This window comes from Bacillus sp. JJ1562, from assembly GCF_036962705.1.
GTDB lineage: Bacteria > Bacillota > Bacilli > Bacillales > Bacillaceae_L > Ferdinandcohnia.
Genome location: NZ_JBALOQ010000007.1, coordinates 97,231 through 110,100, shown reverse-complemented (window position 1 = coordinate 110,100; position 12,870 = coordinate 97,231). Strand labels below are relative to the sequence as shown.

11 protein-coding genes are annotated in these 12,870 nt (G+C 37.9%); 9 read left to right on the top strand and 2 right to left on the bottom strand.

All coding sequences use genetic code 11. The features are described from left to right. Positions 1-90: 90 nt before the first annotated feature. Together aceB and aceA are read left to right on the top strand one after the other, a co-directional pair. Complete coding sequence (gene aceB / locus V7097_RS05335) at positions 91-1,680, top strand: malate synthase A (RefSeq protein WP_335702566.1); 1,590 nt, start codon at positions 91-93, stop codon at positions 1,678-1,680. A 36-nt stretch (positions 1,681-1,716) separates the two neighbouring features. Further along, positions 1,717-2,994, top strand: a complete 1,278-nt coding sequence (aceA, locus tag V7097_RS05330) for an isocitrate lyase (protein ID WP_335702565.1) — start codon at positions 1,717-1,719, stop codon at positions 2,992-2,994. 66 nt (positions 2,995-3,060) lie between these two features. On the opposite strand, the gene V7097_RS05325 is transcribed toward aceA, so the two are convergent. Continuing rightward, on the bottom strand, positions 3,061-3,300 hold the full coding sequence (locus V7097_RS05325; protein ID WP_335702564.1) for an IDEAL domain-containing protein: 240 nt from the start codon (positions 3,298-3,300) through the stop codon (positions 3,061-3,063). A gap of 155 nt (positions 3,301-3,455) precedes the next feature. Between V7097_RS05325 and V7097_RS05320 the strand changes: the two genes are divergently transcribed. Together V7097_RS05320 and V7097_RS05315 are read left to right on the top strand one after the other, a co-directional pair. Beyond that, positions 3,456-3,668 (top strand): hypothetical protein, encoded by a 213-nt coding sequence (locus V7097_RS05320; protein ID WP_335702563.1) that lies wholly within the window; start codon positions 3,456-3,458, stop codon positions 3,666-3,668. Positions 3,669-3,952: 284 nt separating this feature from the next. Further along, positions 3,953-4,492: a competence protein ComK gene (locus V7097_RS05315; RefSeq protein ID WP_335702562.1), complete on the top strand. Its 540-nt coding sequence runs from the start codon at positions 3,953-3,955 to the stop codon at positions 4,490-4,492. 63 nt (positions 4,493-4,555) lie between these two features. Here the strand turns inward: V7097_RS05315 and V7097_RS05310 are convergent, their stop codons facing one another. Then, positions 4,556-4,921: a hypothetical protein gene (locus V7097_RS05310; RefSeq protein WP_335702561.1), complete on the bottom strand. Its 366-nt coding sequence runs from the start codon at positions 4,919-4,921 to the stop codon at positions 4,556-4,558. 177 nt (positions 4,922-5,098) lie between these two features. On the opposite strand from V7097_RS05310, the gene V7097_RS05305 reads away from it, so the two are divergent. The 5 genes from V7097_RS05305 to V7097_RS05285 all read left to right on the top strand — a co-directional run bounded on the left by V7097_RS05305 (position 5,099) and on the right by V7097_RS05285 (position 12,858). After that, positions 5,099-7,090: a S9 family peptidase gene (locus V7097_RS05305; RefSeq protein ID WP_335702560.1), complete on the top strand. Its 1,992-nt coding sequence runs from the start codon at positions 5,099-5,101 to the stop codon at positions 7,088-7,090. A 445-nt stretch (positions 7,091-7,535) separates the two neighbouring features. After that, positions 7,536-8,156, top strand: coding sequence for a TVP38/TMEM64 family protein (locus V7097_RS05300; RefSeq protein WP_335702559.1), 621 nt, complete (start codon positions 7,536-7,538; stop codon positions 8,154-8,156). A 27-nt stretch (positions 8,157-8,183) separates the two neighbouring features. Beyond that, complete coding sequence (gene lepB, locus V7097_RS05295) at positions 8,184-8,744, top strand: signal peptidase I (RefSeq protein ID WP_335702558.1); 561 nt, start codon at positions 8,184-8,186, stop codon at positions 8,742-8,744. Between the two features lie 151 nt (positions 8,745-8,895). Continuing rightward, a complete protein-coding gene (locus V7097_RS05290) occupies positions 8,896-12,132 on the top strand; it encodes a BTAD domain-containing putative transcriptional regulator (protein WP_335702557.1) in 3,237 nt (1,078 codons plus the stop codon). Positions 12,133-12,252: 120 nt separating this feature from the next. Further along, on the top strand, positions 12,253-12,858 hold the full coding sequence (locus V7097_RS05285; protein ID WP_335702556.1) for a TetR/AcrR family transcriptional regulator: 606 nt from the start codon (positions 12,253-12,255) through the stop codon (positions 12,856-12,858). Positions 12,859-12,870 lie beyond the last annotated feature (12 nt).

Below are 12,870 nucleotides of genomic sequence, written 5' to 3'. Positions count from 1 at the left end.
ATCTTCCATTTTTAAAAAGTCTGTTATATAATACTTTTAGTATTAAAAATCTGTATTATAACAATGTAAGGAAGGTGTGTTAAGGACAAAATGACGACACAAACCTCAGTAATTCATATCACGGGAAAAATGAATGAGCAGTATGAAGAAATTTTGACACCTCAGGCATTAAACTTCATTGAAAAACTAGAGCGGAACTTCGGAGCAAGAAGAAAAAGACTATTAGAAAAAAGAAAGCAAAGACAGCGGGAAATCGACAATGGGATTATGCCAACATTTTTATCCGAAACAGAGCATATTCGAAATGGAGATTGGACCGTAGCACCAATTCCGAAAGACCTACAGGATCGTCGAGTTGAAATTACTGGGCCTGTTGACCGAAAAATGATCATTAATGCCTTGAATTCAGGAGCTAAAGTATTTATGGCTGATTTTGAGGATGCCAATGCTCCAACTTGGAACAACGTGATCGAGGGGCAGGTTAATTTACGGGATGCTGTAAGAAAGACGATTACATTTGAAAATCCAAACGGAAAGAAATATCTGTTAAACGATGAAATTGCTACACTTGTTGTTCGTCCGCGCGGCTGGCATTTAGAAGAGAAGCATATTGAACTTGATGGAAAGAGAATATCAGCGAGTTTATTAGATTTTGGACTTTATTTTTATCATAATGCGAGTGCGTTAATTGAGAATGGAAGCGGGCCTTATTTTTATCTACCAAAGATGGAAAGCCATCTTGAAGCGAGACTGTGGAATGATGTATTTATCTTTTCGCAAAAGGAGTTAAAAATTCCCCAAGGAACCATTAAAGCAACGGTTCTAATTGAAACGATTCTTGCAACCTTTGAAGTGGATGAAATTTTATTTGAACTAAAAGAACACTCTGCAGGATTAAATTGTGGTAGATGGGATTATATTTTTAGCTATATTAAGAGATTTCGAAATGTAGAAAATGTGATATTACCAGACCGTTCTGTGGTTACGATGACAGCACCTTTTATGAGTGCATATTCACAGCATGTCATTAAGACTTGTCATAAGCGCGAGTGTCATGCGATAGGTGGAATGGCTGCTCAGATTCCAGTAAAAAACAATCCTCAAGCAAATGAAGAAGCCTTTAACAAAGTGCGTGCTGATAAGGAACGTGAAGCAAATAATGGTCATGATGGTACATGGGTGGCACACCCAGGACTTGTACCAGTTGCTAGACAGGTCTTTAATACAGTCATGCTAGGACCTAACCAAATTGATTACAAACGTGAAGATGTTCAGGTTACTGCAGAGATTCTTATCGCTGTTCCTAAAGGTAGCATAACAGAGCAAGGTGTACGTACGAATATCAATGTTGGAATTCAATATATTGAATCATGGCTTCGTGGATATGGTGCCGCGCCAATTCATAACCTCATGGAGGATGCGGCGACAGCTGAAATCTCTAGAGCTCAACTTTGGCAGTGGATACGTCATCCAAAAGGAGTTTTAGAGGATGGAAGAAAGGTTACTCTAGAGCTTGTTCAACAACTAAAAGAAGAAGAACTTGAGAAAATTAAACAAGAAATTGGTATAGAAGTGTTTGAAGCGGGTCGCTTTGCAGAAGCAACAAGCCTATTCGAGGAATTAGTGACAAATGATGAGTTCGTAGAATTTTTGACTATACCTGGATATGAAATTTTATAGATTAAAAGATTATAAAATAATTGGGAGGAATTCAAAATGACAAATGAAAGAATTCAAAAATTACAAGAAAGCTGGGAAATGGATTCAAGATGGAAAGGAATAGAAAGACTATACAATGCTGAGGATGTCATTCGTTTACGTGGTTCAATCGATATTGAGCATACTTTGGCACGTATAGGGTCTGAAAAACTATGGAATCATCTTCAGACTGAGGATTATATTCATGCACTAGGTGCATTAACCGGTAATCAGGCTGTTCAGCAGGTAAAAGCAGGTCTTAAGGCAATCTATTTAAGTGGCTGGCAGGTTGCTGCAGATGCTAACCTTTCTGGGCATATGTATCCGGACCAAAGCTTATACCCAGCAAACAGTGTTCCAAGTGTTGTAAAGCGTATTAATCAGGCTTTACAACGTGCTGATCAAATTCAGCATATGGAAGGGGAGGGTGATACGGACTGGTTTGCTCCAATAGTGGCAGATGCGGAGGCAGGATTCGGCGGCCAGTTGAATGTCTTTGAGCTAATGAAGGGCATGATCGAAGCAGGAGCTGCTGGTGTACATTTTGAAGACCAGCTTTCCTCTGAAAAGAAATGCGGCCATTTAGGTGGAAAAGTATTATTACCAACGCAAACAGCAGTACGTAATTTAATTTCTGCACGACTTGCGGCTGACGTGATGGGGGTTCCGACGATTTTAGTGGCAAGAACAGATGCTGATGCAGCAGACCTTATTACAAGTGATATCGACCCTGTTGATCAGGAATTTATTACAGGGGAACGAACACCTGAAGGCTTCTTCCGCACAAAAGCGGGACTCGATCAAGCAATAGCACGCGGTTTAGCATATGCACCATATGCGGATTTAATTTGGTGTGAAACATCTGAGCCAGACTTAGAACAGGCAAAACGATTTGCAGATGCCATTCATGCGAGGTTTCCTGGTAAGCTATTAGCCTATAATTGCTCTCCATCTTTTAATTGGAAAAAGAAGCTTGATGAAGATACAATTGAAAACTTCCAAAAGGAAATCGGAAAGATGGGTTACAAATTCCAATTTGTTACATTAGCTGGATTCCATGCATTAAACCACAGCATGTTTGAATTGGCTAGAGGCTATAAGGAAAGAGGAATGGGAGCATATTCAGAGCTTCAGCAGGCTGAATTTGCAAGTGAAAAATATGGCTACACAGCAACTCGCCATCAACGCGAAGTAGGAACAGGCTACTTTGATGAAGTGGCTCAGGTAATTACAGGCGGAACATCTTCAACAACTGCTTTAAAAGGTTCTACAGAAGAAGCGCAATTTACGAATTAAAAATAGCTCATGAAAAAACTGGCTAACTATTGTTAGTCAGTTTTTTTTTACGTTACCGGGTTTCATTTATTGTATCGTTTTGCTAAACAGTTTGCGGTATTCTGCCGATGCTTCCATAAACAAACCTTCATTTCTGGTATCAATCGCTTCATTAACCTTTGTTTCCAGAAGTTCTTTTTTTCGTTTGAATAGGCTCTCATCAATAATCATTTGAATATATATATCTAATACTGATTCTTTTGATGTTTTAAATGTTTTCGTATCCCGTGATTTCATGATTTCAGAGTACGTTTTTCTTTTTTTCATGAAAGCTCACCCCTAAACCCTTTTTAATAGTATATTTAGGTGGGTACGCAAAATCAACTGAATTTTTAGATTTTTTAAAAATATAATTGGAATACTTGAAACACTTGTATGATATTTATCTTTTACATGCATGATAGTAATGGAGGTGGAAAAAAATGAGAAATCCAGATGAACATTCAAATCACGATATCCCAATGAATACGCCATTAAATCCGGTTTTCGGGATGTCAAATGCACTTGATACAAATAATCCTTTTCTTTCAGAATCTGTCTATGCAGGTAATTCGATTGACGAGCATACTACATTAGAACAAGCAAATGCATATCTTGCTCAAAAGGAACTTGGTCAAATTAATGAGAATTCATGAGAAAATCGCTAAGCACGTCTGCATATCGACGAAAAGCATAAGACGAACTCAACCTTCGCAAAGCGATTATCTAAACAAAAGAGTCGGAGACGCCTGGAGCTAGGCAAGCAAAAAGCGTAGTGGAATTCCTTTAAAAATTCTCTTTTAAAAGAGCATTTTAAAAAGAATTCCACTTTTTTTTGTGAACATTTTGTGAATGGTATAGTTATAAATACCTATAAATGGTATTATGAAACTGCTTTCATTAGTTTAAAAATTGAATTAATTCGAAAGGGGATGAATGAATGGAAGTAAAGAATAGAAATTATTTAGTAGAATATGAGATTAATCCTGACACAATGGCGGTACTTCCGATTGAAGTAGGAAGCAATACCTGTTCAAGAGTGCTCGAAGTAGAAGGTGAATATGTAGTAGCCATGAAACCTACTGAGATTGTCGACCGAAGCTGCCGTTATTTTGGAAGCTCACTTAAAGGCAGGCAAGAAGGAACGCGTGAAATCATGGGGGTGACCCATAAGGCTCCGATAATTGTAGAAGCCTCTAATAAGATTTTTCTATTTCCGACTGCTTCTCCAACGAAACAGGACTGTGCATGGCTTTCACATAATTATGTGTCAGATTGCGAGTATAGTCTACATGAGAAAACAAGAGTTATTTTTACAAACAAGCAAGAAATTCAACTGCAAATCTCGAAGGGCTCCTTCCAGAACCAACTCCATAGAACTGCACAGCTGCGGACAATTGTTACAAACCGAATGGATAAACCAAATAAACGCATTAATTTTGTGTTAAATCCTCAAAACAACGAAAGCTTACCCAAATAGAACTGAACCAAAAAATAAATATGGAACATTAAAAAATTTGCCCTTACCTTTAATTGTCGAATATTACTCACTGACATTTTTCTCGATAAAATAAGATTCAAGTAGCAGTTGAACTTCATTTCGAATCCGTGGGTTAAAGTAGTTATGCTCCTCTTCATAGCCTCGATACATGAATGAAAATAGAGTAAATGCCTCATCTCTCTGTTTTTCCCATACCTTCATATTTTTCTTTTTCATTTGTTGTTTGATTGTGTAGAGGTCTTTTTGTACTTTCTTCATTGTATGTTCAAGCAAATGGAGATAGGGCTTTTTTAACTTAAAGCCAGCCGTTTCTATTGCTGAAAGATCACGATTAAGGATGGTAAGAACCATTGGTAAAAAGATGGCTTTTTCAAAAATATCACGGTCATCCTCAGGTATTCTTGTCATGATTATCCCTCTTTCAAGAACGTACGTTTGTATATATGATACGGCATTTTTTAAAAATAATCAAGAAAAGTGAAGGAGAAATTATTTCTGGTGTCGAAATAATTAAATTTGTAGTGCATAATGGAAAAAGAAGTACTAAACTACTTTGACAATTCTGTAAAAAAGGACGGGAGAAGGATGACAGAGAAAAAGCGCAGAGGAATCGTTGCCGAGGATTTATATGAATTAAAAACAGTCAATGACCCACAATTTTCTCCAGATGGGCGCAATTTTATGTTCGTGGAGACAGAAATTAATAAGGAAAAGCATGAGTATAACTCACATTTATATGTAGGAACCGTAGATGGGAAGGTCACACAGTGGACCTTTGGGGATGTTCGAGATGGGACACCGCGTTGGTCTCCTGATGGTGAATCAGTTGCGTTTGTATCAAATCGTTCAGGAAAACAGCAAATTCATGTTATGAATGCAAACGGTGGTGAGCCAAAGCAAATTACATATTGTGTGAATGGTGCTAGAAATCCAATTTGGTCACCAGATGGTTCAAAAATTTTATTTACAACTTCTTTAGCTCCTGATGAAAGTATCACAGATAAAGAAAAGAAGAAAAAGGATGAGGAAGAAAAGAAGCTTGAGCCAATGGTTGTCGAGCGAATTCGTTATAAATCCGATGCTTCAGGCTTTTTAGATAATAAGAATCAACATCTTGCTGTACTTGACATTGTTTCTGGTGAAGTAGAGCAGCTAACATCAGGAGAATATGATTATGCAGCAGGCGGTTGGTCACCAGATGGAACGAAAATTACATTCGTTGGTGATATTAGTGAGGATTCAGATTATAATTTAATCTCTGATGTATATGTGATGTCAGTAAAAGATAAAAGCTATCATAAGATTACGGGCAGCACTGGTAACTTTGGCTTACCATCTTGGTCCCCAGATGGCAAATACATTGCATGCATTGGACAAGAACAAGAATTCGCAGGTGCAACTTTGCCGAAAATCTGGCTTTACACAGTTGATAGCTCAGAATTTACTTGTTTAACAAGTGAGCTCGATGCATATGTTGGAGATTGTGTTGCTGCAGACTTCCAATTAGGCGGTTCAAATACTGGTGTTATATGGAATGATGATAGTAGAAGTTTCTATTTCCTATTATCTAACCATGGCAATACGGGAGTTTATTATGGATCCATTGAAGGTGAAGTATATCCATCTTTATTTGAAAATCAACATGTTTTTGCATTAACGGTACATAATCATAAGGCAGTGGTAGGAATCAGTAAACCAACTGAGCCTGGCGATCTTTATTACTTGGATTTAAGTACTGGTGAATTGAATCGACTTACAAATGTGAATGATTCCTTTTTACAGGAGATTGAACTCTCAAACGCAGAGCCTTTTACATTCAATGCCCCAGATGGCTGGGAAATTAATGGTTGGGTCATGAAGCCATTTGGTTATGAAGAGGGTAAAAAATATCCGACCATTGTTGAAGTTCATGGAGGTCCTCATGCAATGTATGCAAATACATATTTCCATGAGTTCCAGGTATTAACAGGTAAGGGTTTTGTTGTAGTCTTCACGAATCCTCGTGGTAGTCATGGCTATGGGCAGCAATTTGTTGATGCTGTTCGAGGTGACTATGGAGGAAAGGACTATTTAGATGTTATGGCAGCAACTGACTATGCAGTCGAACACTTTGATTTTGTAGATGAAACAAAACTTGGTGTAACCGGTGGTAGCTATGGTGGTTTCATGACAAACTGGATTGTTGGTCACACAAATAAATTTAAAGCTGCGGTTACTCAACGTTCAATCTCAAACTGGCTTAGCTTTTATGGGGTAAGTGATATTGGATACTTCTTTACTGAATGGGAGCTAAAAGGCAATCTACTTGAAGATGCTGAAAAGTTATGGGATCATTCCCCACTAAAATATGTGGGAAATGTGGAAACACCATTATTAATTATCCATGGGGAGCGCGATTTCCGTTGTCCAATCGAACAGGCTGAACAGTTCTACGTGGCATTGAAGCATCAAAAGAAACCAACAAAATTTGTTCGTTTTCCAGGTAGCAACCATGAATTATCAAGAAGCGGAAATCCAAAATTAAGATTATCACGCCTCAACCATATTAAAGACTGGTTTGTAGAATATTTAGGATAAGAAAGAAAAGGCACTAGTTTTCGCTAGTGTCTTTTTGTGTACTAGGAAATGATAAAATTTAACTTTGTGGATTATTCTTAATGAGTGTATCCAAGTCCAGCTCCAGCGCCTAGCCCCTCTCTGGTCTAGCCAATAACTGTCAAGAAGGATAAAAGGCATCCTTCTAGCCAGCTTTTCTTGCTTGTCGGACCTGCACAGGACAAGAAAGGCTTCGGGAGCATAATCATCGCACGAAGAAAATGCAAAGCATTTTCGAGGAAGTGCTGACATCGACGTTTGCCACAGGACGTGGCAGTAGTTAGTCGATGTTCCCTTCAAGGCGCTTGCATTTTTATTTTTTTAAGTGAATTTTTTGGTAGGAATGCCCAAATGGGTGTACAATATGAAGTAAGACAAAATTAACGTATCCGCTATGCTGGATTTGATTTTTTGCAAGGAGAGACCTATGGATATTGAAACGATCAAAGAACTTATTACATTAAAAAATATTGATGAACTATTAAGGGAATACCGGTCATTTGGTCCATTGCCTGGAATTGTTCTTCCCATGCTAGAAGCGTTTCTACCGTTTCTGCCACTGGTGGCATTTGTTGTTGCCAATGCGAATGCATTTGGACTTTGGCTTGGATTTTTATATTCATGGATAGGAGCCATTGGTGGTTCTTTGCTTGTCTTCTTTCTGGTTCGTAGGTACGGTCAAAAACGATTCTTTTCATTTGTCAGTCGACATCAAAAGGTAAAGAGTCTAATCAACTGGGTTGAAAGGCATGGATTTGGACCTTTATTTCTCCTATTATGCTTTCCTTTCACCCCGTCTGCTGCGATAAATTTAGTAGCCGGGTTATCAAGGGTAAGTACACCTCAATTTGTTTTAGCCGTTTTAAGTGGAAAATTAGTAATGATATTCACCATTAGTTTCATAGGCTATGATATACGAGCTCTTTTCCAACAACCAGTCCGAACCATTATTGTGGCTATCATCATATTTGTGCTTTGGATTGTCGGAAAAAGAGTGGAAACATGGTTGAAGGTAAAGCCAAAGCTCCTTAAGGAGGATGAGGCCTAATACGATAAAACGAAGGGTGGAGTTGGAATGGAGGAAACCCCAGCTAAGAATAAACGCAATTTTTCTTTTATTAAATCTTTAGGAATCAGTCTCGTCATCGTTGTATTTTTGCGAACCTTTTTTTTTACGAACTACATAGTTGAAGGCGAATCAATGATGCCAACCCTTGAGGATGGTAACCTTTTAATGGTCAACAAGATTGGGATGAAAATAGGGGAGCTTGATCGCTTTGATATCGTTGTATTTCATAAAAATAAAGAAGAGGATTTTGTAAAACGAGTCATCGGTTTGCCTGGAGACACAATTGAATATCGGGATGATGTGCTTTATGTCAATGGGAAGAGTATTTCTGAACCATTCCTAGATAAATTTAAAAAAGAAATATTTGTAGGTCAATTAACAGGCGACTTCACCCTTGAAGAAGTAGCAGGGGAATCAACCGTTCCGGAAAATCATATTTTCGTTATAGGTGATAATCGCTTAGACAGCTGGGATAGCCGCCATTTCGGGTTTGTTAGTATGGAGCAGGTTGTTGGAAAGGTAAACATAAAATACTGGCCTTTCGACAAATTGGAATTATTAAATTAATGAAAATTGATTTCATAAATAACATTGTCAAAGAACTCAGTCGAAATTCGAGTTCTTTTTTGGCTTGGATATGATAAAATAGTACCAAAATTATGAATTAACTTTGGTGCAAATTAGCACAAGGCGCATTTGATAGAAGGGAGGTTGTGGAATGGGGACTAAGATACAAGTTCTACAAACAAAAATAACTCCACCCAATTTAAAGGACATCATTTTACGAAGACCGTCTTTAATGAAAAAAATGAAAACGATTTCACGATATCCCCTAACCATCTTGCATTCTGGAGCCGGTTACGGAAAAACAACTGCGCTTGCATCCTTTATTCATGATCAAAAAAATACGTCATGCTGGTATAGTGTGGGGACGAATGATGACGACATTATTCCTTTTCTAACATATGTGGTCTATGCGATTCGAAAAAATTACCAAGGTTTCGGAACGGAACTCCTTCTTTATGTTGAAAATATTGAACGGTATGTACGGGATGAAGAAATAAGAACGCTTTGCTCACTGTTTATCAATGAGATCACTGTACTTAATCAGGATGTCATGCTTGTCATCGATGACTATCATATAATTCAGCACTCTTCCTCAATAGACCATTGGATGTCATGGTTGATACAACATCTTCCAATGAATTTAAATCTCGTCATCTCAAGTCGGATAAAACCAAGCTGGGATTTTCTAACTTCGATGACCGTGAAGGGAGAACTCCTCGAGCTTAAACAGCGCGACCTCATGTTTTCGTTTGATGAAGTTGAAGTTCTCTTAAGTGATTTTTATGAAGGAGATATGGCAGATCAAGATATTGAGAAAATTTATTCTTTAACAGAAGGATGGATCATTGCGATTGGAATGATTCGAGGGCAGCTTTCCTCTGATGGAGGGTTGGAGGCAATTCTCAATAATAAATCGAAATCACTTGATGAATTGTTTCGCTTCCTGGCAATGGAAGTGTTTATGAAGCAACCGCCAATGGTTCAACAATTTCTTGAGAATACTTGTATTTTTGATGAATTAAACGGAAAAGTATGTGATGAAGTTTTAGGAATCAGAAGCTCAGGTGAAATGTTAAAGGAGCTTTCCGACCATAATCTCTTTTTACTTTCAATTGGAGAAGGACAATATCGCTACCATGCACTATTTAAGGAGTTTTTGGAACAGCGTCTATTTTCAACAAATGAACGGCATTTTAATAATCTTCATATTCAAACCGCACGATTTTATCAAAGAATAGGAGACTTTAATCAAGCAATCTATCATCTTGAGGCAACAGGGGATTTCGAAAGAATAGCAGAAATCCTCCACCATTATGGCGAAAAAATGATCCAAAATGGGCAGCTTGAAGGTCTTCTTGATCGGATTGAAAAAATTCCTGAATCACTTATGAACCATTATTACCTACTGTGGCTTTATAAGGGAGAAGCATTAAGATACCGTTGTTCCTATAAGGAAGCTGAGGACTGTTACATTAAAACCATTCACTTTGCTAATTCTGCAAGAGATCTAGAAGGGTTAAGTAAGGCTTATGAAGGACAAGCGAAAATTTATCTTGATACAATCCAACCTGGGAAAGCGGAGCGATATTTATTACAGGCGATTGAAGCACTTGAAGAAAATGAAGTTTCCTCGAGCGTAGATAAAAGTAGGGTATATCAATTAATGGCTGAAAATCTAGCCAATGCAGGCCATGCGAATAAAGCGAAAAAGTGGTATGAAAAAGGACGAGAGTTAAATATACCACTTTTAGATGGAAACTTAGAATCAAGATTATATTTGCGGACTGGAAAGCTAGTAGAAGCGAAAAAAATTCTGTCTCAAAAGAAAGTCGTTGAAAAGGACCAAAAAACGGTACATTTACAGCAATCCCACCGTGAAACGGATTTGTTGTTATCGTTCATTGAATCCTTAATGGGTAATGGGCAAGCAGCTAAAGAACTCGCAGAATCAGGAATCAAACAGGGAGTTCAATTTCAGGCACCATTTGTTGAAGCGTGTGGCTGGATGCGCATGGGACATGCGGTGCAATTACTTGATAAATATGACGCTTCACTTGCAACACAATGCTATCAAACGGCGCTTGAAATCATGGATGAAATAAATGTTGCAAGGGGAAAAGCAGAGCCATTAATGGGTTTATGTATTCTATATGGGAATAGAGGAATATATGAACGTGCCATTGAATTTGGCAATAAAGCCTTGGAGGAAACAGAAAAGGTAAAAGATGCATGGCTATCTGCACTCATTTTACTTTGTATGGGTATTTCGTCTGTTCATAATGAAAAATGGGAGGATGCGAACATATATTTAAAAAGATGTGAAGCCTTGTTTGGAAATTGCGGTGATCAATACGGAATGGTCTTAACGCAGCTATGGCTAGCTTTTCTCCATTTTCACCAGAAAGACAAGGATGCATTTAACGAAGTCATTACTAGTTTTCTTAAAAAATTGCAGGTTGGGGGCTATGATTTTATCCTGACGAAACGGACTACTTTCGGTCCATTAGATTTATATAATGTCGTTCCTTTGTTACTCAATGCGCAAAAGGAAGGAATCCATCTTCCATACGTAAATCAACTCTTAAATAATTTGGGCTATTCCAATATTACGTCCCATCCAGGCTACACATTAAGGATTCAAACATTAGGTAGATTCCGAGTATGGCTAGGTAGCCAAGAGGTGGAGGAATCCGATTGGCAGCGAGGAAAGGCAAAGGAATTGCTTGAGCTTTTTGTTACAATGCGGAATACTACGATTGCTAGGGAAGAAATATTTTCTATCCTATGGCCGGATCATGATGAGGCGGCCGCAGCAAGAGATTTTAAAGTGGCATTAAATGCATTGAATAATGCATTAGAGCCAAACCGAGTGGCAAGATCTACACCTTTTTTTATAGGGCGAATTGGTTCATCCTACGGTCTTAATCAACAAGCAGGCTACCAGCTTGATATTATTGAGTTTGAAGAATGGGTCCACGCTGGCTTGCATGAGAAGGATACCGAGCAAATTATTAAATGCTTAAGACGAGCATTGGAGTTTTACGAGGGGGATTATTTACCAAACCGTAGATATGAAGATTGGTGTTTAAGTGAAAGGGAACGACTTCAAGTATTATTTTTACGTGGTGCTGAACGGATTGCACAATGCTTTGTGCAAACCGAAAAGTTCGATGAAGCAATTTATTGGTGTGAACAAATTTTAGCTAAGGACCGAACATGGGAAGAAGCATATCGTTTATTGATGTTCTGCTACTACCATAAAAATAACCGACCTCAAGCTATCAAATGGTACAAAAAATGTGTATCAGCATTGGAAGACGAACTAGGGGTCGACCCAATGCAGCCGACAAAACAAATGTATGATATGATTCTTCAGCATCAAAATTAGCCTAATAAGACTTATATGATAAACCATTACCAACTTGGATAATGGTTTATTTTTTTATTTTTAAAAATTTATTGAAAAATTAGTAAATATAGATATAATAAAAGTTGAGAGGTGATTCAGGTGTCAGAAATAATTAGCGCAGATGATAAAGTATTGACCCCTAAAGGTTTAGAGACAAGAGAGAAACTTCTTCGAGCAGCAGAGGAGGTATTTGGACAAAAAGGATTCTATGAAACTTCAATTGTGAATATTTCTCAGGAAGCAAAGGTAGCACAGGGAACCTTTTATAATTATTTTCCTTCAAAAAAAGATATTTTTGATGAACTAATTCAGCAATATAGCCGAGAGCTTCGTTTAGCCATTAAAGAAGAAATGGGTAAAGCTAATAACTTCGAAGATGCACAACGGAAAGGATTCAAGGCCTTCTTTAATTGGGTCAAAAATCGCAGAAATTTATATAGTATCGTTCAACAAGCTGTGGTTGTAGATAAGGAACTTTACCGATGGTATTACGATAAACTTGCAAATGGATTTTTAAAAAGTTTGTCTGCTGGAATTGGTGTAGGAGAGTTTAAAGAGATTGATCAAGAGACGGTTGCCTATTGCTTAATGTCAATTGGTCAATTTCTTGGCATGAGATGGGTGTATTGGGAACAGCAGGATGTACCTGAAGAGGCTTTTGAGGCAGCAATGACACTTATTTTTGAAGGGCTAAAAAAAGAATAGAAAGGAGAGTGC

Bases quoted from the DNA above. Each gene is read 5' to 3' on its own strand.
- aceB (WP_335702566.1), top strand. From the start codon at position 91: ATGACGACACAAACCTCAGTAATTCATATCACGGGAAAAATGAATGAG.
- aceA (WP_335702565.1), top strand. From the start codon at position 1,717: ATGACAAATGAAAGAATTCAAAAATTACAAGAAAGCTGGGAAATGGAT.
- V7097_RS05325 (WP_335702564.1), bottom strand. From the start codon at position 3,300: ATGAAAAAAAGAAAAACGTACTCTGAAATCATGAAATCACGGGATACG.
- V7097_RS05320 (WP_335702563.1), top strand. From the start codon at position 3,456: ATGAGAAATCCAGATGAACATTCAAATCACGATATCCCAATGAATACG.
- V7097_RS05315 (WP_335702562.1), top strand. From the start codon at position 3,953: ATGGAAGTAAAGAATAGAAATTATTTAGTAGAATATGAGATTAATCCT.
- V7097_RS05310 (WP_335702561.1), bottom strand. From the start codon at position 4,921: ATGACAAGAATACCTGAGGATGACCGTGATATTTTTGAAAAAGCCATC.
- V7097_RS05305 (WP_335702560.1), top strand. From the start codon at position 5,099: ATGACAGAGAAAAAGCGCAGAGGAATCGTTGCCGAGGATTTATATGAA.
- V7097_RS05300 (WP_335702559.1), top strand. From the start codon at position 7,536: ATGGATATTGAAACGATCAAAGAACTTATTACATTAAAAAATATTGAT.
- lepB (WP_335702558.1), top strand. From the start codon at position 8,184: ATGGAGGAAACCCCAGCTAAGAATAAACGCAATTTTTCTTTTATTAAA.
- V7097_RS05290 (WP_335702557.1), top strand. From the start codon at position 8,896: ATGGGGACTAAGATACAAGTTCTACAAACAAAAATAACTCCACCCAAT.